Here is a 24,051-nt window from a genome sequence, read left to right as displayed (position 1 = left end):
TGACTATAAAGGCGGAACGGGGCATGCGAAAGGCCCGCGGCCGGTTCCGTCCGGAAAATTCGGACGGAACCGGCCGCGGGCCTTCGGGGCGGGGCCGGAGGGGCTCCCCGGGGGCTGCCCGAGGGGCTCCCGGGGTCCTACAGACCGACCTCGCGCATCAGCATGCCGACCTCGGTGTTGGTCAGGCGGCGCAGCCAGCCGGACTTCTGGTCGCCCAGCGGGATCGGCCCGAAGGAGGTCCGCACCAGCCGGTCGACCGGGAAGCCGGCCTCGGAGAGCATCCGGCGGACGATGTGCTTGCGGCCCTCGTGGAGGGTCACCTCGACCAGGTAGTTCTTGCCGGTGTTCTCGACGACACGGAAGTGGTCGGCGCGGGCGTACCCGTCCTCCAGCTGGATGCCGTCCTTGAGCCGCTTGCCCAGGTCGCGCGGGAGCGGTCCCTGGATCGCCGCGAGGTACGTCTTCTTCACGCCGTACTTCGGGTGGGTGAGACGGTGGGCGAGCTCACCGTGGTTGGTGAGCATGATGATGCCCTCGGTCTCGGTGTCCAGCCGGCCGACGTGGAAGAGCCGCGTCTCACGGTTGGTGACGTAGTCGCCGAGGCACTGACGACCGTCCGGGTCCTCCATCGAGGAGACGACACCGGCCGGCTTGTTCAGCGCGAAGAAGAGGTACGACTGGGTCGCGACGGTCAGTCCGTCGACCTTGATCTCGTCCTTCTGCGGGTCGACGCGCTTGCCCTGCTCCAGCACGATCTCGCCGTTGACCTCGACGCGCGCCTGCTCGATCAGCTCCTCGCAGGCCCGCCGCGAGCCCATGCCGGCCCGGGCGAGGACCTTCTGCAGCCGCTCGCCCTCCTGCTCGGCGCCCGGGTGGGTCCTGACCACCTTGAAGTCCGGCTTGTCCGCGTACCGGTCGCGGTTGCGCTGCTCGATCTTCGCGTCCAGCTCGCGCGGCCGGGCCTGGCCCGAGGGACCGCGCCGGAAGCCACCTCGGGCGTTGCCGGGCTGCGGAGACTTCGGTCCGCCCTTGGCGCCGCCGCGGGCCGAGGCACCGCGGCCCTTGCGGGCTTCGCTGTCGCCGGCACCCGACGAGCTGGTCGAGGGGCCCACGTCGTAACGGCGCTCCTCCGGGCGGGGGCGGCGCGGACGCTGCTCCTGCTGGTCGTCGCGCCCGCCGCGGCCCTGGGCCGGCCCGCGGCCACCCTGGCCGCCCTGACCGCGGCCGCCCTGGCCACCGCCCTGGCCGCCGCCCTGGGACTTCGGCCGGAAGGACCCGCCACTGCCGCCCCGGGGGTTCCGGTTGCCGCCGCCGCTGCTGCCGCTTCCGCTGTTCCTGCCACTGCTTCGCATCAAAATTCCGTCTTGTCGTCTGCGTGAGTATCCGGGGTGTCCGGTGCGTCCGGATCGAACGACGGCACACCCTCTAGCGTCTCAGCCTCGATCGCGTCCGCTTCCGGGAGGAAGGGAGCGAGTTCCGGGAGCTCGTCCAGACCACGCAGGCCCATACGCTCCAGAAAGTAGTTCGTCGTCCTGTACAGGATCGCACCTGTTTCGGGTTCCGTCCCCGCCTCCTCGACCAGAGCGCGCTGCAGGAGGGTCCGCATGACCCCGTCGCAGTTCACTCCGCGCACCGCCGAGACCCTCGAACGGCTGACCGGCTGGCGGTACGCGACGACCGCCAGGGTCTCCAGTGCCGCCTGGGTGAGACGGGCCTGCCGGCCGTCCAGGACGAAGCTCTCCACGGCCTCGGCGTAGGCGGGCCGGGAGTAGAACCGCCAGCCGCCCGCCACGAGTCTCAGATCGAATCCGCGGCGCTGGGCGGTGTACTCGTCGGCCAGCTCCCGCAACGCCAGGGCCACGGCCCTCGGCGACCGCTGGAGGACCTTGGCGAGGTGCTCCTCGGTGGCCGGCTCGTCCACCACCATCAGCACCGCCTCCAGGGCGGGCTTCAGCTCCAGGTCCGCGACGCTCCCGGACCCGGCGGGCTCCCCGCCGTGACCGGGTTCACCGGCGTACCCGTGCTCCGCCTCGTCGGCGAATCGCCATGCCCCGCCGTGCCGCGGTGCGCCCCCGTGCACCGGCCCGTCCGTGACGCCGGTGCTCCCACCGGCTCCAGCGGCTCCGCTCATGGCTCCACGCCCTCCTCCGCGTCCGGTTCCACGTGCCTGTCGAACTCGTCGGTCACGACGGGTTCCGCGTCCTCCCCGCCGCACCAGCGGACGAGGAGCTCCCCGAGCGCCTCCTCCTGGTCCAGCGCGACCGCCTTCTCCCGGTACAGCTCCAGCAGCGCCAGGAAGCGGGCCACCACCGTGAGGGTGTCGGCCGCGTCCTCGGTGAGCTGCCGGAAGCTGGCCCCGCCGGACTCCCGCAGCAGGGCGACCACGATCCCGGCCTGCTCGCGCACGCTGACCAGCGGGGCGTGGATGTGGTCCACGTACACCTGCGGTTCGGGCCGCGGCTGCATGGCCTTCGCGGCGAGCCGGGCGAACCCCTCGGGGCCGATGCTGAGGACGACCTCGGGCAGCAGCGCAGCGTGGTGCGGCTCCAGCCCGACCGTACGGGGGAAGCGGCGCGACTCGGCGTCCAGCCGGTCGCTGAAGATGTCGGCGACGCGCTTGTACGCCCGGTACTGGAGCAGCCGCGCGAAGAGGAGGTCCCGCGCCTCCAGGAGGGCGAGGTCGGCCTCGTCCTCCACCTCGGCGGTGGGCAGCAGCCGGGCGGCCTTGAGGTCGAGCAGGGTCGCGGCGACGACGAGGAACTCGGTGGTCTGGTCGAGGTCCCAGTCCGCGCCCATCGCGCGGATGTGGGCCATGAACTCGTCGGTGACCGTGGAGAGCGCGACCTCGGTCACGTCCAGCCGGTGCCGGGTGATCAGCTGGAGCAGCAGGTCGAAGGGGCCTTCGAAGTTCGCCAGCCGCACGGTGAACCGCCTGCCGTCCTCCGGCTGCCCCTGAGGGCCCCTGGGCGGCTCCGGAGGCGCTCCGGGACCCTCGGGCGCCCGGAAGGGCTCCGGAGGCGCTGGAGGCGCGTGCAGCGCCTCGGGGACCGCGGGGGCGCCGGTCGCCTCGGAGACCGCTTCTTCCGGTGTCGCCCCGGCCGCCCCCGGCCCGCGCCCGAGGGCGCGGCGGCGCGGGGCGGCGGAGTCGTCGGTCGTCGGCAGCGGCACGTGAACAGTCCAGGTGTACGGCGGTCGCGGACCGGCCGTGCCGTCTCGTACGGGCCCGGCGTCCGGCGGGGAGCGGGAGCCGGCCGCGCAGGGGCGGGCCGGCAGGGTTTGCGGCCCTGCCGGGCAGGCTACCCGCGGCGGACCGCTCAGCGGCCGCGCAGCCGCCGTACGAGGATGCTCGCGTCGCCGCGCGATTCGAGGTCGGCGAGGACGACGGCGACCGCCTCGCGCACGATGCGCCCGCGGTCGACGGCGAGGCCGTGCTCGCCGCGCAGGACCAGCCGGGCGTGTTCGAGGTCCATCAGTTCCTCGGCCGAGACGTAGACCGTGATCTTCTCGTCGTGCCGCTCCCGGCCGCTGGGCCGCCGGTTGGCGCCCCTGCCCTGGCCGCTACCGCGGCCGCGCTGCTGCTGGGGCGCCCCGGTCTGCTCCTGGGCCGGCGGCCGGCCCTGGGGCCCGGGGCCGGTCCGGGGGACCGTCACGCGCTCGGGGCCGCCCACGCGTCCGGCCGGGTCCACCCCTTCGGCGTCGGGTGCGGAGGAAGTGCCCCCGCGCCCGGCCGGCCGCTCCGGTGGGGTACCGCCGCCCGCCGGGGAGGACGGCGCCTGGTCGCCCTCCCCGGCGGGTGCGGGCACCCGTGCCTCGCCGTTCGCTTTGCGCCGCCGCTCCGCCGGGGAGGAGGACTGGAGTCCCATGCCCCCGGTGGTGCGGAACAGTTCGTCGGCACCGGGCAGACTCACTCGGCGTGACACCGGGCGAGCACCTCCCTGGCGAGCTGTCGGTAGGCGGCGGCGCCGACCGAGTTCGAGGCGTACGTGGTGATGGGCTCACCGGCGACCGTGGTCTCCGGGAAGCGCACCGTGCGCCCGATGACCGTGTGGTACACGTGGTCGTCGAAGGCCTCCACCACACGGGCGAGCACCTCGCGGCTGTGCACCGTGCGGGAGTCGTACATCGTGGCGAGGATGCCGTCGAGCTCCAGCTCGGGGTTGAGCCGCTCCTGGACCTTCTCGATGGTCTCGGTGAGCAGCGCCACACCGCGCAGCGCGAAGAACTCGCACTCCAGCGGCACGATCACCTTGTGAGCGGCCGTCAGGGCGTTCACGGTGAGCAGGCCGAGCGAGGGCTGACAGTCGATCACGATGTAGTCGTAGTCGGCCATCAGCGGCTTGAGCGCGCGCTGCAGGGTCGACTCGCGGGCCACCTCGCTGACGAGCTGCACCTCGGCGGCGGACAGGTCGATGTTGCTGGGCAGCAGGTCCATGTTGGGGACCGCGGTCTTCAGCAGCACCTCGTCGGCCGACATGCCCCGCTCCATGAGCAGGTTGTAGACGGTGAGGTCCAGCTCCATCGGGTTGACGCCGAGGCCGACCGAGAGGGCGCCCTGCGGGTCGAAGTCGACGAGCAGGACCCGTCGTCCGTACTCGGCGAGCGCGGCACCCAGGTTGATGGTCGAGGTGGTCTTGCCCACCCCGCCCTTCTGGTTGCACATCGCGATGATCTTGGCGGGACCGTGTTCGGTCAGAGGTCCCGGGATGGGGAAGTAGGGCAACGGGCGCCCGGTCGGGCCGATCCGCTCACGGCGCTGGCGCGCCGCGTCGGGGGCGAGTGTGGCCGCGTACTCCGGATCGGGTTCGTACTCGGCGTCGGGGTCGTAGAAGTGCCCCTCGGGCATCTCGGCGAAGTCGGCGAGGTGGGCGGTGTCGCGGCCACTCTCGTTGCCGGCCATGGCGTTCACGTGTAGGCCGTCCATCATCTGGGGGGGCGTCGTCATGTGCTGGTGGGTCGCGAAGGTGCGGACCGCGACGGAGCCGACAGCTTCGAGCCCGTTCGGGCCCTGACCCCGTGCAGGCATCCCTGGTTGACCACCCCCGGGAGTAAATGTCGACTCATTCACAAGTCGTCTTACCTCCTTGGATGTGACCAGGAAACTTATCGATAGGTCAGCGTGGCACCATGCCGACGATGGGCGACTCTATGGCGTGTCACCGGTCCGCAGCAACACAATCCGCCGGACCCGGCCCGATGTGTCTGCAATCGAACACCCTCCTGTCAAGGGTGCGCGGGGAGCAAGGAGCGCTTTTCGCGAGGGAACGAATCGGGATGAGCCGGACGTTCAGCGCGTGTTGACCAGTACGTCCGGAGCCCCGGCGCACGACCGGCCGGACCTCGACGCACAAGGTCCGGCCGGAGGTACGGGATTGACGGAATGAGGGGCGGAACGAGGCCGTCCCGTCAGCCGACGATCGAGCTCAGCTCGACGTGCGGAAGGTCGTGCGCGTCGGCGACCTCGCGGTAAACGACTTGCCCGTCATGGGTGTTGAGGCCCCTGGCCAGCGCGGCGTCGCGGCGCAGCGCTTCGACCCAGCCCCGGTTGGCCAGCTCGACGACGTACGGGAGCGTGGCGTTGGTGAGGGCGTAGGTGGAGGTGTTCGGGACCGCGCCGGGCATGTTCGCGACGCAGTAGAACACCGAGTCGTGGACCGTGAAGGTCGGTTCGGCGTGGGTGGTCGGGTGCGAGTCCTCGAAGCAGCCGCCCTGGTCGATCGCAATGTCGACAAGAACACTTCCGGGCTTCATCCTGGCGACGAGCTCATGGGTGACCAGCTTCGGGGCCTTCGCTCCCGGGATGAGGACGGCGCCGATGACGAGGTCGGCCTCGACGACCGCCTTCTCCAGTTCGAAGGTGTTGGACACCACGGTCTGCACCCGGGTCCCGAAGACCTTGTCGGCCTCGCGCAGCTTGCTGACGTCCCGGTCGAGCAGGGTGACGTGGAAGCCGAGCCCCACGGCGATCTGGGTGGCGTTCCAGCCGGAGACGCCGCCACCGATGACGACCGCCCTGGCGGCGGCCGTGCCGGGGACGCCGCCGGGCAGCACGCCCCGGCCGCCCGCCGAGCGCATCAGGTGGTAGGCGCCGACCTGCGGGGCCAGCCGGCCCGCGACCTCGGACATGGGGGCGAGCAGCGGCAGTGCCCGGTTCGCGGTCTCGACGGTCTCGTACGCGATGGCGGTGGTGCCGGACTCCAGCAGCGCGTCGGTGCACGCGCGGGAGGCAGCGAGGTGGAGGTAGGTGAAGAGAGTCTGGCCCTTGCGCAGACGGTGGTACTCCTCGGCGACCGGCTCCTTGACCTTGAGCAGCAGGTCGGCCGCCGCCCAGACCTCGTCGGCGGTGGGCAGGACGCGCGCCCCGGCGGCGGTGTACTCCTCGTCCGTGATGGACGAGCCCGCGCCGGCGTTCCGTTCGACGACGACCTCGTGGCCGTTGCGGACCAGCTCGTGCACTCCGGCGGGCGTGATCGCCACCCGGAACTCGTTGTTCTTGACTTCGCGGGGGATGCCGACCTTCACGTCGATCACGGTCCTTGGCTCGGAGGGGCGCCCGGCGGCGGACGGTCGGCCAAGGGCCGGGTGTACGCCGGTTCGCACGGACTCGCACAGAAATGCGCAGCACCCGCGAGGACATCGCGGGGACATGCGGCAGAGCCAGTCTAATGAAGGACTTCCCGCTGTCTAGCCTTGCAAAGAACTAATTTTCGACCGAGACGCCAATGTTTTCGCAGGCAGATCCTTCCTCACCCAGCAGTCTCTCCGCCGTCGCCCGGTGCAGCGCGGCGGCAGCGGGGTCGCCCAGCCTGTCCAGGGTGTCGGCCAGCCGCAGCTGCAGCGCCGCCTGGAGCCGCACGTCCTCGGCCTGCCGGGCCAGGTCGACGGCCTCCCGGCAGGTACGCAGCGAGTCGTGCGGGCGGCCCGCGTACTCCTGGACCCTGGCCGCCTCGCTGAGCGCCCTGGCCTGGGCCGGAAGGTCGCCGAGCCTGCGCAGGCCCGCCGCGGCGGCCCGCCAGTTGCGCAGCGCCTCGCCGTACCGCCCGGCATACGCGTGCACCGCGCCGAGCCGCCCGTAGAGCCGCGCCTCACCCTCCCGGTCGCCCTGCGCGAGGCGCTGGGCGAGCGCCCGGCCGTACCAGTCGGAGGCGCGCGGGTAGTCCCCCAGTTCGGCGTAGGTGCCTCCGACGGACTCCATGGCACGGCCGGTGGCGTACAGGTCCTTCGCCTCCCGCCCGGCGTCCAGCGCGGCGCGGTAGCGGGTCAGGGCGATGCGGGTGCGGCCCGTGGAGGCGTCGAGATCGGCGAGGTTGAGCAGCGCGGCGGCGCGCTCCCGGTGCAGCCTCCGGCGCTCGGCGACGTCGAGCACCAGGCCGTGCAGCCCGTACAGCTCGGGTGCGGCGGCCTCCGTGCCGAGGTGGGCCGCGAGCGCCCGCACCAGGGCGGCGACCAGGCGGCGGGCGAGGGTGTCCAGCTCCCCGTCCGCCACCGCCATGCGGGCGGCGGCAACCAGTGAGGGCAGCCTGACGCGCAGCCAGGCGGCGGCCTCCTCCGGGCCGGGGAACCGGAGCGCCTTGGGAAGCCCGGCGAGCTTGCGGCGGCCCGGGGAGCCCTCCGGCTCGGTGACCGCCCGGCAGGAGTGGAGCAGCCGTACGGTGCGCTCCAGCATCCTGGCCCGGGCCAGCTCGGTCTCGGCCGGCCGGTCGCGTTCCTCCAGGAACGCCCGCACCAGGGGGGCGAGGCAGCCCGGCACCTCGTACTGGGGCTCGGCGGCCCCGTCCGTACGCAGCAGTCCGAGACCGACGAAGTCGTCGAGGGTCCGGCGGGCGGCGGAGACGGAGCAGCCGGCCAGCGCGGAGGCGGTGTGCGCGTCGGCGAGGCCGGCGGGCGCCAGCGCGAGCAGTCGCAGTATCCGGGCGGGGGTCTCCAGCAGGGCGTCGTGCGCCATCCGGAAGGCGCGGGCCAGCGGTCGGGCGCCCACCGGCTGCTCGGTGTCCTCCGGGGTCCTCCGCAGGTGCTGGGTGGCGTCGGCGACGGAGGCGGTCGGACGGGCGGCGATCCACCCCGCGACGAGCAGGAGTGCGGCGGGCTGGCCGCCGCACTCCTCCACGAGGGTCTCGGCGGTCCGGGGGTCCACGGTGATCCGCACCTGTCCGATCACCCCGGCGAGGAGGCGCACGGCGGAGCCGGTCTCCAGCCCGCCGATGGTGCAGGGACGGACGTCGGGCACGCCCGTCAGCGGGCCGGTCGCGGTGGCCAGCACCAGGCAGCCGGGGCCGTCCGGAAGGAGGGGGTCCACCTGCTCGGCGTCGACGGCGTCGTCGAGCAGGAGCAGCAGCCGCCGCACGGCGAGCGCCTCGCGGACCATCTCGGTGAGCTCGTCGGCGTCCGCGCCGGGCGGGGTGGCGAGGGAGAGCAAGCCGAGGATCTCGCGCGCGGTGCGTTCGGCGGGCACCCGGGTGCCGCCGGGGTCGGTCAGGGCGACGCGCAGCACGCCGTCCGGGTAGTCGCCGCTTCCGGTACCGGGCGAGGCCCAGGGCAGCGGGCCCATGGAGCCGCCGACGGGGGCCGTGCCGGTCAGGGTGTGGGCGAAGGCCGCGGCGAGCGCGCTGCGCCCGGACCCGGCGCGTCCGGCGATCAGCAGGACCCGGGCGCGGGCCGCCTTGCGGCCGGCCAGGGTGTTCAGTCCGGCTCGTTCGATGTCCTCCTGAAGGGCTTTCAACTCGCGTCGGCGGCCGAACAGTTCGGGTGGGGCCGTGCCGGAGGGCTCCTCGGTGCGGGGCGCTCGGGCCGGGCCGCTGGTGTCCACCGCCTGTTCCGTCACGAGCCACGCTCCACTTCGCCGCACCCGGTGCCCGCCGGAGTTCCGGCGGGCCTTTCGAGCCTAGTTCAGCGGTGCCGCCGATCAGGGCGGAGCGGGGCGGGGACGTCACCCGATCGGATCAGCGATTCTTACGATCGTCCGACGGGCAATCGGTGCAGGGAACGGCTGGGGCGCGCATCGAGCGGCGGGCACCCGGGCGCCGGACGGCCTACGCCTCGAACGGCCGGGCCGGCCAGGGGGACTCCGCCGGGCGCAGCGAGCCCTCGCCGTCGCCCGCTCGGGCGGCGGTCAGCGCCAGGACACCCATGACCAGGCAGCTGTTGTGCAGTTCGCCCGCGAGGACGCCCCGCACCAGATCCGCCAGCGGGACCCGCGCCTGCTCCATGTCGGCCTCCTCCTCGGAGACCGCGAAGCGCTCGCCGACCGCCTCGGAGAGGTCGCGGGCGAGGAAGATGCGGACCGCCTCGTCCGAACCGCCCGGGCTGGTGTAAACGTCGGTCAGAACCCGCCAGTCCTCCGCCTTGACGTGTGCCTCCTCGTACAGCTCGCGCTGGGCGGCGGCCAGGGGGTTCTCGCCGGGGACGTCGAGCAGTCCGGCCGGGATCTCCCAGAGTTTCTGGCGTACCGGGTGGCGGTACTGACGCAGCACCAGGACGTGGTCCTCCTCGTCGATCGCCAGGATCGCGACGGAGCCGGGGTGGACCTGGTAGTCGCGTCCGACGACCGTGCCGTCGGGCATCACGACGTCGTCGGTACGGACGCTGGTCTTGTTGCCGGTGAAGGGCGTCACCGTCGCGGTGACCCGCCATTCCTCGGCCCTGTCCTGGATGCCCATCTGCGTCCTCCCGCTTCACGAACGAAAAACCGGGGCACCCGTCCTCGGCGGACGCGTACCCCGGTCAACGGTAATGCCTCGGGGCTACTTGCCCGACGCGGCGGCCTCCGCCTGGCGGGCGACGGCGGCCTTCACCAGACCCGCGAAGAGCGGGTGCGGGCGGGTCGGGCGGGAGCGCAGCTCCGGGTGGGCCTGGGTGGCGACGAGGTAGGGGTGGACCTCGCGCGGGTACTCGACGTACTCGACGAGCTTGTTGTCCGGGGAGGTGCCGGAGAAGACCAGTCCGGCCTTCTTCTCCAGCTCGGAGCGGTAGGCGTTGTTCACCTCGTAGCGGTGACGGTGGCGCTCCTCGACGTACGGCTCCCCGGCGTACGCCTCACGGACGAGCGAGCCCTCGGCGAGCTTCGCCGGGTAGAGGCCCAGGCGCATGGTGCCGCCCAGGTCGCCCGCGCCCTCGACGTACGCGAGCTGCTCCTCCATGGTGGAGATGACGGGGTGGGAGGTCGCGGCGTCGAACTCGGTGGAGTTGGCGTCCGGGATGCCGGCGACGTTGCGGGCCGCCTCGATCACGATGCACTGGAGGCCGAGGCAGAGGCCGAGCAGCGGCACCTTGTTCTCGCGGGCGTACTGGATGGCGCCCACCTTGCCGTTGACACCGCGCTCGCCGAAGCCGCCGGGGATGCAGATGGCGTCCACGCCCGCGAGGTGGCGGGCTGCGCCGGCCGGGGTCTTGCAGTCGTCGGAGGTGACCCACTCGACCTTGACGCGGGCCTTGTTCGCGAAGCCGCCGGCCCGGATGGCCTCGGTGACCGAGAGGTAGGCGTCGGGGAGGTCGATGTACTTGCCGACCAGGGCGACGGTGACCTCGTGGTCGGGGTTGTGGACGCGGTCCAGCAGGTCGTCCCAGGTGCTCCAGTCCACGTCGCGGAAGGGCAGGTCGAGCTTGCGCACGACGTAGGCGTCCAGGCCCTCGGTGTGCAGCACCTTCGGGATGTCGTAGATCGACTTGGCGTCGACGCAGGCGACGACGGCGCTCTCGTCCACGTCGCACATCAGCGAGATCTTGCGCTTGATGGCGGTGGGGACGTCGCGGTCGGCGCGGAGCACGATGGCGTCCGGCTGGATGCCGATGTTGCGGAGCGCGGCCACGGAGTGCTGGGTCGGCTTGGTCTTGAGCTCGCCGGAGGGGCCGATATAGGGCAGCAGCGAGATGTGCACGACGAAGACGTTGTCCCGGCCGACCTCGTGACGTACCTGGCGGACGGTCTCCAGGAACGGCAGCGACTCGATGTCGCCGACGGTGCCGCCGACCTCGGTGATGACCACGTCGACGTCACCGGTCGCCATGCGGCGGATGCGGGACTTGATCTCGTTGGTGATGTGCGGGATGACCTGGACGGTGTCGCCGAGGTACTCGCCGCGCCGCTCCTTGGCGATGACCTGGGAGTAGACCTGCCCGGTCGTGACGTTGGCGGAGCCGTCGAGGTCGACGTCGAGGAAGCGCTCGTAGTGGCCGATGTCCAGGTCGGTCTCGGCGCCGTCGTTGGTGACGAACACCTCACCGTGCTGGAACGGGTTCATCGTGCCGGGGTCGACGTTGAGGTACGGGTCGAGCTTCTGCATCGTGACCCGGAGACCACGCGCCTTGAGCAGCGCACCCAGGCTGGAGGCAGTCAGACCCTTGCCGAGGGAGGAGGCGACACCCCCGGTGACGAAGATGTGCTTGGTCGTCGTGGATGTGGGCTGCATAGCCAAGAGGGGGCTCCCGTGGTAGCGAATCTGGGGTACGTACCGGCTGCCGAACCGGAGATTCCGGGGGTGCCGTCGCTGCGGTTCGGGGGCCTCGTCCGCTCTCGCGTCCGACCACCGGTCCACGGGCTACCAGCCTAACAGCGACCTGAGCGGCCTGCTTCCGACCACACACTGCGCACGGGCCTCACGAAACGTCCCCACCTCTTCCACGCCCCACCCGTTCCGCGCCGACAAGATCCACGAACCGTCGCGCGGATCACATCGGTGCGTCGTATCCTGCTCGGACACTCGCTGACGAGTGGGACGGTCGGCCCGCGGCATCACCCCCGTCCGCTCCCGCCGGTCCAAAGGGCTCTATCGACCCCTCCTGAACATCTTTCTTTTCACGCAGCAAGCGCCCCGCACCGGGGCGACACATGGCCGTTCGACTGGAGACGCACGTGGCCGGGCGCATCGAGGATTACGCACTCATCGGAGACATGCAGACAGCGGCGCTGGTCTGCCGGGACGGCACGGTCGACTGGCTCTGCCTCCCACGCTTCGATTCCCACGCCATCTTCGCGGGACTTCTGGGTACCGAGGAGCACGGCTTCTGGCGCCTGGGGCCGCTGGAGCCCTCATCCGAGGGCGCCGACGGTGTCCAGGCCGCCGCCGAGCCGCCCGCGGCCGACCGGCGGCGTTACCGCGGCGACTCCCTCATCCTGGAGTCCGAGTGGGACACGCCGCGCGGCACCGTGCGCGTGATCGATTTCATGCCGCCCCGTGACGGCGCCCCCCAGCTCATCCGGATCGTCGAGGGCGTCAGCGGCCGGGTGACGATGCGCTCCTCGCTGCGGATGCGGTTCAGCTACGGCCGGATCACCCCCTGGGTGCACAAGGTCGACAGCCGCACGGTCGCCGTGGCCGGACCTGACTCCGTCTGGCTGGACACGCAGGCGGAGACGTACGGCAAGGACCTGACGACCTACTCCGACTTCACGGTCTCCCCCGGCGACCGCGTCGCGTTCACGATCAGCTGGCAGCCCTCGCACCACCAGCCGCCCGCCCTGCCGGAGCCGGAGGGCTCGCTGGAGGCGACCGAGCGGTTCTGGGAGGAGTGGGTCGCGCAGTGTACGTACCACGGCCCCTACCGGGAGGCCGTGACCCGCTCGCTCATCACCCTGAAGGCGCTCACCTACGCGCCGACCGGTGGCATCGTCGCCGCGCCCACCACCTCGCTGCCCGAGGAGATCGGGGGCGTACGCAACTGGGACTACCGCTACACCTGGCTCCGCGACGCCGCGATCACGCTCTCCTCGCTGCTGCGCACCGGCTACCGCGAGGAGGCCCGCGCCTGGCGCGAGTGGCTGCTGCGGGCCGTCGCGGGCGACCCGGAGAACCTGCAGATCATGTACGGCATCGCCGGCGAGCGCGAGCTCGGCGAGGCGGAGCTGGACTGGCTGCCCGGTTACGAGAACTCCGGGCCGGTCCGCGTCGGCAACGGCGCCGCCGACCAGCTCCAGCTCGACGTGTACGGCGAGGTCACCGAGGCGCTGCACCTGGCGCACATGACGGGCCTGACCCGCAACGACTACGCCATGGGCCTCCAGCTCAAGCTGATCAGCTACCTGGAACAGCACTGGTACGAGCCGGACGAGGGCATCTGGGAGGTGCGCGGCCCCCGCCGCCACTTCGTGCACTCCAAGGTGATGGCCTGGGTCGCGGTCGACCGGACGATCAAGCTGATCGAGTCCGGCGACGTGGAGGGGCCGCTGGAGCGGTGGCGCGAGCTGCGTGACGACATCCACCGCGATGTCTGCGACCGGGGCTACGACCCCGAGCGCAACACCTTCACCCAGTCCTACGGCTCGAAGGAACTGGACGCCTCACTGCTGCTGATCCCGCAGATGGGCTTCCTCCCTCCGGACGACAAGCGGGTCATCGGCACGATCGAGGCGATCCAGCGCGAGCTGTCGACCGAGGACGGGTTCGTGCTGCGCTATCCGACCTCCGGCGACGACGCGGGCGTGGACGGCCTGGCGGGCGACGAGGGCGCGTTCCTCGCCTGCTCCTTCTGGCTGGCGGACGACCTGGCGATGATCGGCCGGGTGGACGAGGCCCGCCAGCTCTTCGAGAAGCTGCTCTCGCTCCGCAACGACCTGGGGCTGCTCGCCGAGGAGTGGGACTCCCGCCTCCAGCGCCAGGTGGGCAACTTCCCGCAGGCGTTCAGCCACGTCCCGCTCATCGACACCGCGCTGCGGCTGACGGCCAGCGGGGCGTACGCGGGCTGACCCGCCGCCTCCGCGCGCACGCCCCGGCCGCCCTCCGCGGTGGCCGGGGCGTGCCGCGTCGGGAACCGGGTCACCGGCTGTCCCACCGGGCTCTCCCATGCCCCCGGGACTCGCCGCCCGGTCCGCGCCACCCAGCCGTTCGCGCCGGCCACCGCGGGTGGGCGGGCCTCGACGACCGGGGTCGGCGGATGCACGCCGGCGGGCGGATCGGGCCGGCTGGAGCGGAGGTTCGGGCCGGCCTGTGACCATGCGCTCGCCGCCGAGGTCGTCACGACCCGGACGACGTGTTCCGCCTCGACCACGACGTCGAGCCCGCCGCGACCTGAAGGACCGGCGCCTCGGGGACCGGCGCGTCAGCGGGTCCGGGTGAGCGGCTGCGCCAACTCGTCGTAGACCGTGAGGACATGGGTGATGGTGTCCTCCTCGGTGGGCCAGCCCGCCGCCTGCGCCCGGCCCTCGGCGGCCAGCAGGGCGCGGCGGTCCGGATCGACGAGCAGTCCGCCGATCGCCCGGGCGAGCGCCCCGGGGTCGCCGTACGGGACGAGTTCGGCGGCGTCGCCCACGAGTTCGGGGATACCGCCGACGGCGGTGGCCACCAGCGGGGTACCGGCCCGCAGGGCGTCCTGCGCGAGGCGGGAGCGCGCCTCCCAGCGGCTGGGGATCACCACGAGGTCGGCCGCGGCGACGAGTTCGGGGATGTCGTCCCGGGCGCCGATCAGCCGGACGGGCAACCGTTCGCCCTTGATGCGGCGTTGCAGAGCGGCCCGCTCACGACCCTCGCCGGCGACGACCACCTGGGGCACCGGGTCGAGGGCGCCCATGATCCGTGCGGCGTCGAGCAGGACTCCGTACCCGTGACGCGGCACCAGCGAGCCCGCCGAAAACAGCAACGGGCTTCCCACCGCGCCGAGTTCGGCGCGGACCTTGGCGAGGTGGGCCGGGTCGGCGGCCATCCGGGGGACGGGTGCGGCGACCGGTGCCAGCCGGGCGTCCCGGGCGCCCCTGCGGCGGCCCCGGTCGACCAGGTCGGACGAGGTGCCGAGCAGGACGGCGGCCGCACGGGCCGCCCGGACCTCCAGCAGGTGCCGCACGTGCCTGCGGGCGCCTTCGGCGTGGCTTCGGCCGTGCCAGGTCACGACCAGCGGAGTGCGCAGGCCGCCGAGAGCGGCGGCGGCGCGGACGGCCGCGTGCGGGCCGTGCGCGTGCACCACGTCCGCGCCGAGGCAGGCGGAGCGCAGGGCAGCCACGGAAACGGGGTCGCTTCGCCGTGGCACCGCGGCGAAGCGGGCGCCGGTCGAGGAGAAGCCGTGGACCAGGTCCACGGCGGCGGGCGCGCAGACGGTGACCTGCACCCCCCGCGCGATCAGCCCGGCGGCGAGCGATCCGACGTGGGCGCCGCTGCCGGCACCTCCGCCGCCCAGGACCTGCACCGTTCGCAGCTGTGACACGTCGATTGGCTCCCGGACTTCCCGCGTCGTTGAGGGGGCGTGCCACGGCGGGCACAGCCCCAAGGATGCCAGTCCGCACGGGCGTTGCCGACCGCCGGAACGTTGCTGCGTCCAGGTCCGGCGACAACCGGCCGTTCCTTACCACTCGCACGAGTGATGCACCTGGCGCGAAATCGCCGCCCCGGAGCCCCGGCGCCGCCCCGGAGCCCCGGCGCCGCCCCGGAGCACACCCGTCGCGTACGCCTGAGCGGGTGCGGGGGCCGCGAGGACCCCCGCGCCTCGCTTCCCCGGCCATGATCCGCAGGACACGGTCCGACTAAGCGTCGTCCGCCCGTGCGGTGGCCAGCAGCTCCTCCGCGTGGGCGCGGGCCGTCCGGGAGTCCTCCTGGCCCGCGAGCATCCGGGAGAGTTCGCGCACCCGGTCCTCGCCCTCCAGGACGGTGACCCCGCTGCTGGTCACCGAGCCGTCCACGGTCTTCTCGACGAGCAGCTGGCGGTCGGCGAACGCGGCCACCTGCGGGAGGTGGGTCACGACGACGACCTGGGCGGTCCTGGCGAGCTTCGCGAGGCGGCGGCCGACCTCCACGGCCGCCTTGCCGCCGACGCCCGCGTCGACCTCGTCGAAGAGGTACGTGGGCACGGGGTCGGAGCCCGCGAAGACGACCTCCACGGCGAGCATCACCCGGGAGAGCTCACCGCCCGAGGCGCCCCGGGCGATCGGCCTGGGCTGGGCGCCCGGGTGCGGGGCGAGCAGCAGCTCGACCTCGTCGGCGCCGGACGGGCCGTAGACGACGCTGCGGCCGCCCACGTCGATGCCGGAGGCCTCGTCGGGCGCCTCGGTCTGCCGGAGGGCGAAGGAGACGCGGGCGTGCGGCATCGCGAGGGAGGCCAGCTCCTCGGTGACATCGGCGGCGAAGCGTGCCGCCGCCTCGGTGCGGGCGTCGGTGAGTGCCTGGGCCAGCTCGGAGAGTTCCGCGCGCAGGGCGTCGCGTTCGTCGGTGAGTTCGCCGATCCGGTCGTCGTCGCCCTCCAGCTCGGTGAGGCGGGCGGCGCCCTCCTCGGCCCAGGCGAGTACGGCGCCGACGTCCTCGCCGTACTTGCGGGTGAGGGCGGTGAGTGCGGCCCGGCGCTCCTCCACCGAGGCGAGGCGCAGCGGGTCCGCGTCCAGCTGGTCGGCGTATCCGGCGAGGTCCGCGGAGACGTCGGCGAGCAGGATGGAGATCTCCCCGATGCGGTCCGCGAGGGCGGCGAGGGCGGGGTCGTGGGAGCGTACGGCGTCGAGTGACCGGCCGGCCGCGGCGACGACGGTGGTGGCGTCCACGACCTCCTGGTCCTCCGGGTTCCCGGCCAGCGCGGTGTGCGCGAGGGCGGCGGCGGAGGAGAGTGCCTCGGCGTGTCCGAGGCGCTCGGCCTCGGCGGCGAGTTCGGCGTCCTCCCCGGGCAGGGGTGCGACGGCGGCGATCTCGTCGAGGCCGAAGCGCAGCAGATCCGCCTCCTGGGCCCGCTCCCGGGCCCGGGTGGTGATCTCGTCCAGCTCCACGACGACGGCGCGCAGCCGCCGGTAGGCGGCCGCGTACTTGGCGTGCGGCACGGCGACTCCGTCGCCCGCGTACCGGTCCAGGGCCTGCCGCTGCCGGGCGGGCTTGAGCAGCCCCTGCTGGTCGGTCTGGCCGTGCACGGCGACCAGTTCGTCGGCGAGTTCGGCGAGCACCCCGACGGGCACGGATCTGCCCCCGAGGTGGGCCCGTGAACGGCCCTCCGCCGAGACGGTACGGCTGATCAGCAGCGCGCCGTCCTCGATCTCCGCACCGGCCTCCTCGGCCCGCAGGGCGACCGTGTCACCGTCCTTGACCGTGATCCGTCCCTCGACCACCGCGGCCTTCGCACCGATCCGCACCAGGGCGGGATCGGCCCGTCCGCCGAGCAGCAGCCCGAGGCTCGTGACGACCATGGTCTTGCCCGCACCGGTCTCACCCGTGACCGCGGTGAATCCGGGCGACAGCTCGACCACGGCATCGTCGATGACTCCGAGCGACCGTATCCGCATCTCCTCCAACACGGACACGACCATACGAGGTTTCACCGCCCCCGTGCGACGGCCCCCGCCCACGACGCGCCCGCGGGCGTCTGCACACGGCCCCGGCCCACCGGCCCGGGACAGGTGTCCGGGGCCGGGACAGGTGTCCGGGGCCGGGGCCGTGCGCGGCCTCGTCACTGCGGCAGGCCGCGCCACCCCGAGACCGGCAGCGCGAACTTCGCGACCAGCCGGTCGGTGAACGACGCGTGGTGCAGCCGCGCCAGCCGTACGGGTACGGCTCCGCGCCGTACCTCGACGCGGGCGCCGGCGGGCAGCTCGACGTTCCGGCGGCCGTCGCACCAGAGGACTCCGTGCGGGGTGTGCGGCTGGACCTCCACCGCGAGCACCGACGTGGGCGAGGTGACCAGCGGCTTGGCGAACAGGGCGTGCGCGCTGATCGGCACCATCAGCAGGGCCTCGACCTCGGGCCAGACGACGGGGCCGCCGGCGGAGAACGCGTAGGCGGTCGAGCCGGTGGGGGTCGCGCAGACGATCCCGTCGCAGCCGAACCCGGTGACCGGCCGGCCGTCGATCTCCAGGACGACCTCCAGCATCCTTTCGGGCGAGACCTTCTGCACGGCCGCTTCGTTGAGCGCCCAGTCGGTGTGCACGACCGCCCCGTTGCTGTGCACCACGACGTCGAGCGTCATGCGCTCCTCGACCTCGTACGCCCGGGTCACCACGCGGGCGACCACCCGGTCGAGGTCGTCGCGTTCGGCCTCGGCGAGGAACCCGACCCGGCCGAGGTTGACCCCGAGCATGGGGACGCCCGAGGCGCGCGAGATCTCGGCGCCGCGCAGCAGGGTGCCGTCACCGCCGAGCACGATCAGCAGCTCGCACCCGTCCACGGCGGCGGGGGTCGCCTCGGCGACCGTCTCCACCGTCGCCGGAAGCGGCAGGTCGGCCGCCTCGGCCGCCAGGACCCGCACACCGAGGCCGTTGCGCAGCAGTCCCTGCACCACGAGCTCCGCACTGCGGATCGCGGCCGGACGGCCGGTGTGCGCCAAAAGGAAGACTGTTCGTGCCGTACTTGTCGTCGTCGTCAACGAGGCCCCTCCGCCACTGCACGGTCCACATCTGCCGGATCCAGTTCGGGTGCGCCGGCCCGCAGCCACAGAAAGTACTCGACGTTCCCCGAGGGGCCGGGCAGCGGGCTGGCCGTGACCCCGCGCACTCCGAGCCCGAGCGCCGCCGCCCGGCGGGCGACTTCGCGTACCGCTTCGGCGCGCAGCTCGGGGCTGCGCACCACGCCGCCGCTGCCGAGCCGTTCCTTGCCGACCTCGAACTGCGGCTTGACCATGAGGACCAGGTCGGCGTCGGGGGCGGCGCAGCGCACCAGCGCGGGCAGCACGAGCCCCAGCGGGATGAACGAGAGGTCGCCGACCACCAGGTCCACCGGCAGCCCGTCGATGTCGTCGAGCGTCAGCTCGCGCACGTTGGTGCGGTCCTTGACGACGACCCGCTCGTCCGACTGGAGCGACCAGGCGAGCTGTCCGTAGCCGACGTCGACGGCGAGGACCTGCCGGGCCCCGGCGCGCAGGAGCACGTCGGTGAAGCCACCGGTGGACGCCCCGGCGTCCAACGCTCGGCGGCCCTCCACCTCCAGTCCCAGCGGGACGAACGCGGCGAGGGCGCCGGCGAGCTTGTGCCCGCCGCGCGAGACGTACTCCGGATCGCTCTCGTCCTTCGCGACGACCACGGGGGCGCTGGTCTCCACCTGGGTGGCGGGTTTGGTCGCGACCAGGCCGCGCACGGAGACGCGTCCCGCGGCGATCAGCTGGCTCGCGTGCTCGCGCGAGCGGGCGAGCTTGCGGTGTACCAGCTCTGCGTCGAGGCGGCGACGGGCCACTCCTGCCACGGTTACGTTCAGCTCCTGTTGTCGTACGGGGGTGCGGGTGCGGGCCCGGCATCCAGCGCGGTCAGCGTGGAGCGCAGCCCACGGTGTACATCCTCGTACACCTCGGTGTGTCCGTCCGCCGCGAGGTGGTCGGCGTCGGCCAGGCGCTCCAGCGCGGCGTCCACGGCGGCGTTCCCGGTGGGGGTACGGACGACGCCGAGGGCGGCGGGCGCGGCGGGCGCGTGGGAGGGGGCGGCGCCGGGTTCCGCCGGCTCTTTGCCGGGTTCCGCCGCCTCGACGCCGGGAAGGTCCGGCCCGTCGCGGAGGGCGGTGCCGAGGGCCGCGGGGGGTGCCTGCGCGGGCGGGGTCCCGGGCCCGGTCGTCAAGTCGCTCATGCCGGAACGCTACCCCGGTGGGCTGGGGTACCGTCGATCACGATGGCGACCATGGCAGAGTGCCGCAGCGCACTGGACAGACTTTCCGACAATCTCGCGGGCGCGGACGGAGACGTGCGCAGCGCCGCCTCCCTGGACCGCTCGCTGAGCTGTCACATCAAGGACCTCGACGTGACGTTCACCGGCCGGCTCACGGACGGCCGCATCCGGGTGCTCGACACCGTCGAGGGCCCGCCCCGCGAGAAGGCCGAGATCAGACTGGCGATGACCGGCGACGACCTGGTCGCGCTGGTGGACGGCGACCTGAACTTCGCCAAGGCGTGGGGGGCGGGCCGGGTCCGCCTGGAGGCGGGGTTCCGGGACCTGCTCAAGCTGAGATCGCTGCTCTGAGGGGCGTTCAGGACGCTCAGGCCGGGCCGGGCCGGACGGGCCGGGTTCAGGACGCTCAGGACGGGCCCGCCGGACCGGACGGGCCGGCCTGCGCCGTTTCGGGTCCGTGGGTCACCGCCCCCGCGGAACCCGTCTCCTGCAGCGCCCCGCCGTCAGAGCCCCAGGCGGGCGACCGCCTTCCCCGCGTCGAGGGCGCACGCCCCGGTGCCCCCTGCGGTCCACGCGGCGCCGCAGAGCGCCCGCAGCCCGTCGATCGCGTCGAGGGCGTCTCCCTCGCCGTCGAGGACCAGCTCCTGCCCGCGTGACGACGCGGTCCACCCGCCGCAGCGGGCCGTACCGTCCTCCACCGTCACCTCCGGCTGCCCGGTGAGTAGCCCGCGCAGGTCCCGGTCGATGTACGTCGGACGGTGTTCCGGCACTGCCGCGACCAGCTGTGCGGCGTCGGTCACCCCGGTCAGCACCAGCAGTGAGTCCACTCCGCCGTTGAACGCGCCCTCGATGTCGGTGTCCAGGCGGTCGCCGACGACGAGCGGGCGCTCGGCCCCGGTACGCAGCACGGTCTCCCGGTGCATCGGGGGCAGCGGCTTGCCCGCGACCTGCGGCTCGGCGCCGGTGGCGATCCGGACGACCTGGACCGCCGCGCCGTTGCCGGGGGCGATGCCCCGGGCGCTGGGGATGGTCAGGTCGGTGTTGGACGCGAACCAGGGCAGCCCCCGGTTGATCGCGTACGCGGCCTCGGCGAACCGCGACCACGGGAAGTCCGGGCCGCCGTACCCCTGTGCCACCGCCACCGGGTCGTCGTCCGCCGAATCGACCGGGACCAGCCCGCGCTCCTCCAGGGCGACCCGCAGCCCCTCGCCCCCGATGGCGAGGACCCGGGCGCCCGCGGGGAGCTGGTCCGCCACCAGCCGGGCGACCGCCTGCGCGGAGGTGATCACGTCCGACGGTTCGGCGGGCACTCCCAGCTCGGTCAGGTGGGCCGCCACCGCGGCGGGTGTCCGCAGCGCGTTGTTGGTGACGTACGCGAGATGCATCCCGCCGTGCCGCGCGGCGGTGAGTGACTCGACGGCGTGACCGATCGCCCGGCCGCCCGCGTACACGACCCCGTCGAGGTCGAGCAGAGCCGTGTCGTACGCCTCGCTCAGCGGCGTACCGCTGCCGAGCGGCCGGGACGTGTCCTGCTGACTCATTGTGTTCGCTCCTCGTTCGATGCCTCTGCCCCGATCATCCCGCATCGGCGCACCGCACCTACGATGCGGGGATGGACACATCGGGGCACGCCGGAAAGGGGCACACCGGAGAGGGGTTCGCCGGGAAAGGACTGCGCCTGTTTCCTTTCCGCGGTGTGCGTTACGTACCCGAGCGGGTGGGCAGCCTCGCCGCGGTGACGTCCCCGCCGTACGACGTGGTGGTGCGACCGGACGGCCTGCACCACCTGGAGTCGGCGAACCCGCACAACATCGTGCGGCTGATCCTGCCTCAGGACGGCTCCCCGGCCGCCCGCAACCGGCTGGCGGCCCGGACCCTGGACGAGTGGCTCGCGGAGGGGGTGCTCGCCACCGATCCCGAACCCGCGCTCTACGTCTACGAGCAGCGCGGCAACGGCCTCCTCCAGCGCGGTCTGATCGGCGCCCTGGCACTCTCCCCCGCCGCCGACCGGGTCGTCCTCCCGCACGAGGAGGTGATGGACGAGGTCGTGGCGGACCGGGCCGCCCTGATGCGCGCCACCGGCGCCCACCTCGAACCGCTGCTCCTCACCTGCCCGGGTGACGGTACGGAGTCCGGCGCGGCGGCCGTCGTCGAGCGGGCGGCCCGGCGGCCTCCGCTGCTCACCACGACGACGGAGAACGGTCTGCGGCACCGGTTGTGGGCCGTCACCGATCCGGCCGAGCAGGCCGAGGCCGCCGCCGATCTCCTGCCCCGCCAGGCCCTCATCGCGGACGGCCACCACCGGTGGGCCACCTACCTGCGGCTCCAGCGGGAGCAGAGTTCCCCCGGACCGTGGGACTACGGCCTGGTCCTCCTGGTCGACTCCACCCGCTATCCGCTCCAGGTACGCGCGATCCACCGGGTGCTCCGCCGGCTCGCTCCCGCCGACGCCCTGGCCGCGCTCGGCGGCCGGTTCCGGGTGCGGGAGGTGGCGGGCCCGCTGCCCCGGGCGCTCGGAGCGCTCGCCGCCGCGTCCGAGGAGGGCGGCAACGCCTACCTGCTGGCGGGCGACGGTACGTACCGCCTCGTGGACCGGCCGGATCCCGCCCTGTTGGCCCGTACGGTCCCTGCCGGCCGCCCCGAGGCCTGGCGCACCCTGGACGCGACGGTGCTGCACGAGACGCTGCTCGACCGGGTCTGGCGTCTCCCGGACACCGCCGAGGAGATCGCGTACCTCCACGACCCGGTCGCCGCGGTCGAGCAGGCCGAACGGTCCGGTGGGACGGCCGTCCTCATGCATCCGGTACGCGAGTCCGTCGTCCGCGATCTCGCCCGGCAGGGCGTCACCATGCCGCGCAAGTCCACGTCCTTCGGCCCCAAGCCGGCGACGGGCCTGGTGATGCGGAGACTCGCCGACGACCCCTGAGCGGGGCGTCCGTACCCGCTGCGGACAGGGAAACGGGTACGAAAAAGGGCGGCACCCCCGGAGGAGTGCCGCCCTTCTTCTATCTTCTGCTTCTGCCGCCACCGCCTACGCGGTGCGTGCCGCTCAGGCCTTGGCCGGACCGTCGGCGTCGGGCTGCTCGGTGCTGTGCTCGGCGTCCTGCTCGGTCGCCGGGGTCGCCTCGGCGACGGCGTCGGCGCGGTCGGCCCAGGCGTTCAGCTCGTCGGTGTCGTCCTCGTCGTCGACCTCGTCGCGGTCGTCACCCTCGGTGTCGTCCGCGATGTCGTCGTCGGCGACGTCGTCGTCGGCGATGTCCACCGCCGTGTCCTGGACGGCGGGGGCCGCGTGGTGCTCGGCCGGAGCCGTGGCGGGAACGTCCTCCTCGTCGCCGTCCAAGGCGTCCACGAACTCGACTCCGTCCAGCTCGGCGAGCCGGTCGGAGGCGTCGGTCGCACCGTCCTTGTCGGATTCGACGGTCTTGGCGAACCACTCACGGGCCTCGTCCTCACGGCCCGCCTCCAGGAGCGCGTCGGCGTACGCGTAGCGCAGGCGCGGCGTCCACGGGTGAACGGCGTTGGAGGCCAGCTCGGGGCTCTGGAGGGTGACGATGGCGGCATCGATCTGCCCCATGTCACGGCGGGCACCTGCGGCCACCAGGCGCATCTCGACCTGGCCGGCCTTGTCCAGCTTCTGGACCTCGGGCTCGCCCGCCATCGCCATGGCGCGCTCGGGGCGGCCGAGGCCGCGCTCGCAGTCCGCCATGACGGGCCACAGCTCCACGGAGCCGGTCATCCGCTTGGCGGCACGGAACTCGGCCAGCGCTTCCCCGTACTTCTGCGTGGCGTACGCGGCGAAGCCGGCCGCCTCACGGACGGCGGCGACGCGCGAGGCGAGCCGGAGGGCGACGCGGGAGTACCCGTACGCCTCCTCGGGGTCCTCGTCGATGAGCCGGGCGACCATGACGAGGTTGCGCGCGACGTCCTCGGCAAGGGTCTTCGGCAGGCTCATGAGCTCCTGCCGGACCTCCTTGTCGATCTCGAAGCCCGTGACGTCGTCGGGGATGGGAAGCCGCTTGATGGGCTCGCGGTCACGGTCGCCCTGGTAGCCCCCACGGTCATCACGCTGGCCACGGAAGCCGCCACGGTCGTCGTCACGGCGCGGGCCACGGTCGTCACGGCGGAAACCACCAGCGGAACCACCGCGGTTGTCGTCCCGGCGGAAACCACCACCGGAACCCGAACCACCACGGTTGTCGTCACGACGGAAACCGCCACCGGAACCCGAACCACCACGGTTGTCGTCACGACGGAAACCGCCACCGGAGGGACGGTCGTCGTCACGGCGCGGGCCGCGCGGCCGGTCGTCACGGCGCTCGAAACCGCCCGGACGTCCACCGCGGTCGTCATCACGACGAGGAGCGCGGTCATCGCGCTGACCACGGAAGCCACCACGGTCGTCGTCGCGGCGGGGAGCGCGGTCGTCGCGACGGAAGCCACCGCCGGAGGGCCGGTCGTCACGGCGCTCGAAACCGCCCGGACGTCCACCGCGGTCGTCATCACGACGAGGCGCACGGTCATCGCGCTGACCACGGAAGCCACCACCGGAACCGGAGCCGCCACGGTCGTCGCGACGGAAA

19 protein-coding genes and 1 pseudogene are annotated in these 24,051 nt (G+C 73.1%); 3 read left to right on the top strand and 17 right to left on the bottom strand.

Features of this window, described 5'->3' with window-relative positions; translation table 11 throughout:
• Positions 1-137 precede the first annotated feature (137 nt).
• The 9 genes from ACFZAX_RS31355 to ACFZAX_RS31315 all read right to left on the bottom strand — a co-directional run bounded on the left by ACFZAX_RS31355 (position 138) and on the right by ACFZAX_RS31315 (position 11,402).
• Positions 138-1,352 (bottom strand): pseudouridine synthase, encoded by a 1,215-nt coding sequence (locus tag ACFZAX_RS31355; protein ID WP_390965697.1) that lies wholly within the window; start codon positions 1,350-1,352, stop codon positions 138-140.
• On the bottom strand, positions 1,352-2,131 hold the full coding sequence (gene scpB, locus ACFZAX_RS31350) for an SMC-Scp complex subunit ScpB (RefSeq protein WP_390965695.1): 780 nt from the start codon (positions 2,129-2,131) through the stop codon (positions 1,352-1,354). Before scpB ends, ACFZAX_RS31355 begins: the two co-directional genes overlap by 1 nt.
• On the bottom strand, positions 2,128-3,162 hold the full coding sequence (locus tag ACFZAX_RS31345; RefSeq protein ID WP_390965784.1) for a segregation/condensation protein A: 1,035 nt from the start codon (positions 3,160-3,162) through the stop codon (positions 2,128-2,130). Before ACFZAX_RS31345 ends, scpB begins: the two co-directional genes overlap by 4 nt.
• A gap of 152 nt (positions 3,163-3,314) precedes the next feature.
• Positions 3,315-3,920 (bottom strand): hypothetical protein, encoded by a 606-nt coding sequence (locus ACFZAX_RS31340; protein WP_390965694.1) that lies wholly within the window; start codon positions 3,918-3,920, stop codon positions 3,315-3,317.
• Positions 3,905-5,023 carry a ParA family protein gene (locus tag ACFZAX_RS31335; protein ID WP_327174979.1) on the bottom strand — a complete coding sequence of 373 codons (1,119 nt, stop codon included), beginning with the start codon at positions 5,021-5,023 and terminating at the stop codon, positions 3,905-3,907. The genes ACFZAX_RS31340 and ACFZAX_RS31335 overlap by 16 nt, the downstream gene beginning before the upstream one ends.
• 380 nt (positions 5,024-5,403) lie before the next feature.
• A complete protein-coding gene (gene ald, locus ACFZAX_RS31330) occupies positions 5,404-6,519 on the bottom strand; it encodes an alanine dehydrogenase (protein WP_390965782.1) in 1,116 nt (371 codons plus the stop codon).
• 178 nt (positions 6,520-6,697) lie between these two features.
• Positions 6,698-8,818 (bottom strand): tetratricopeptide repeat protein, encoded by a 2,121-nt coding sequence (locus ACFZAX_RS31325; RefSeq protein ID WP_390965693.1) that lies wholly within the window; start codon positions 8,816-8,818, stop codon positions 6,698-6,700.
• A gap of 208 nt (positions 8,819-9,026) precedes the next feature.
• Positions 9,027-9,653, bottom strand: coding sequence for an NUDIX domain-containing protein (locus ACFZAX_RS31320; RefSeq protein ID WP_390965692.1), 627 nt, complete (start codon positions 9,651-9,653; stop codon positions 9,027-9,029).
• 84 nt (positions 9,654-9,737) lie between these two features.
• On the bottom strand, positions 9,738-11,402 hold the full coding sequence (locus ACFZAX_RS31315) for a CTP synthase (RefSeq protein WP_390965691.1): 1,665 nt from the start codon (positions 11,400-11,402) through the stop codon (positions 9,738-9,740).
• 443 nt (positions 11,403-11,845) lie between these two features.
• On the opposite strand from ACFZAX_RS31315, the gene ACFZAX_RS31310 reads away from it, so the two are divergent.
• A complete protein-coding gene (locus ACFZAX_RS31310; protein ID WP_390965780.1) occupies positions 11,846-13,675 on the top strand; it encodes a glycoside hydrolase family 15 protein in 1,830 nt (609 codons plus the stop codon).
• 353 nt (positions 13,676-14,028) lie between these two features.
• Here ACFZAX_RS31310 and ACFZAX_RS31305 read toward each other — a convergent pair whose 3' ends face one another.
• From ACFZAX_RS31305 to ACFZAX_RS31285, 5 genes are all read right to left on the bottom strand, one after another.
• Positions 14,029-15,123 (bottom strand): glycosyltransferase, encoded by a 1,095-nt coding sequence (locus tag ACFZAX_RS31305; protein ID WP_390965690.1) that lies wholly within the window; start codon positions 15,121-15,123, stop codon positions 14,029-14,031.
• A gap of 316 nt (positions 15,124-15,439) precedes the next feature.
• Positions 15,440-17,194, bottom strand: a complete 1,755-nt coding sequence (gene recN, locus ACFZAX_RS31300; protein WP_390965689.1) for a DNA repair protein RecN — start codon at positions 17,192-17,194, stop codon at positions 15,440-15,442.
• A gap of 140 nt (positions 17,195-17,334) precedes the next feature.
• Positions 17,335-18,246, bottom strand: a complete 912-nt coding sequence (locus tag ACFZAX_RS31295; RefSeq protein ID WP_390965688.1) for an NAD kinase — start codon at positions 18,244-18,246, stop codon at positions 17,335-17,337.
• Entirely contained in the window at positions 18,243-19,058 is an 816-nt protein-coding gene (locus tag ACFZAX_RS31290) for a TlyA family rRNA (cytidine-2'-O)-methyltransferase (RefSeq protein WP_390965687.1), read from the bottom strand. The genes ACFZAX_RS31295 and ACFZAX_RS31290 overlap by 4 nt, the downstream gene beginning before the upstream one ends.
• A gap of 8 nt (positions 19,059-19,066) precedes the next feature.
• A complete protein-coding gene (locus ACFZAX_RS31285; protein ID WP_390965686.1) occupies positions 19,067-19,432 on the bottom strand; it encodes a hypothetical protein in 366 nt (121 codons plus the stop codon).
• A 42-nt stretch (positions 19,433-19,474) separates the two neighbouring features.
• On the opposite strand from ACFZAX_RS31285, the gene ACFZAX_RS31280 reads away from it, so the two are divergent.
• On the top strand, positions 19,475-19,822 hold the full coding sequence (locus tag ACFZAX_RS31280; protein WP_390965685.1) for an SCP2 sterol-binding domain-containing protein: 348 nt from the start codon (positions 19,475-19,477) through the stop codon (positions 19,820-19,822).
• Positions 19,823-19,974: 152 nt separating this feature from the next.
• Here ACFZAX_RS31280 and ACFZAX_RS31275 read toward each other — a convergent pair whose 3' ends face one another.
• Positions 19,975-21,012, bottom strand: coding sequence for an HAD-IIA family hydrolase (locus ACFZAX_RS31275; protein ID WP_390965684.1), 1,038 nt, complete (start codon positions 21,010-21,012; stop codon positions 19,975-19,977).
• Between the two features lie 71 nt (positions 21,013-21,083).
• On the opposite strand from ACFZAX_RS31275, the gene ACFZAX_RS31270 reads away from it, so the two are divergent.
• The gene (locus ACFZAX_RS31270) at positions 21,084-22,397 is read left to right on the top strand and encodes a DUF1015 family protein (protein ID WP_390965683.1); all 1,314 of its coding nucleotides are present in this window, start codon (positions 21,084-21,086) and stop codon (positions 22,395-22,397) included.
• 123 nt (positions 22,398-22,520) lie between these two features.
• Here ACFZAX_RS31270 and ACFZAX_RS31265 read toward each other — a convergent pair whose 3' ends face one another.
• Positions 22,521-23,423: a tetratricopeptide repeat protein gene (locus ACFZAX_RS31265; protein WP_390965682.1), complete on the bottom strand. Its 903-nt coding sequence runs from the start codon at positions 23,421-23,423 to the stop codon at positions 22,521-22,523.
• Positions 23,420-24,051: pseudogene (locus tag ACFZAX_RS31260) on the bottom strand (hypothetical protein); the annotation flags it as partial. The pseudogene ACFZAX_RS31260 and the gene ACFZAX_RS31265, both read right to left, overlap by 4 nt.

The organism is Streptomyces sp. NPDC008125 (assembly GCF_042957125.1).
Lineage (GTDB): Bacteria > Actinomycetota > Actinomycetes > Streptomycetales > Streptomycetaceae > Streptomyces.
Note: the sequence above shows the minus strand (reverse complement) of the source record. Positions and strands in the feature narration are given on the sequence as shown.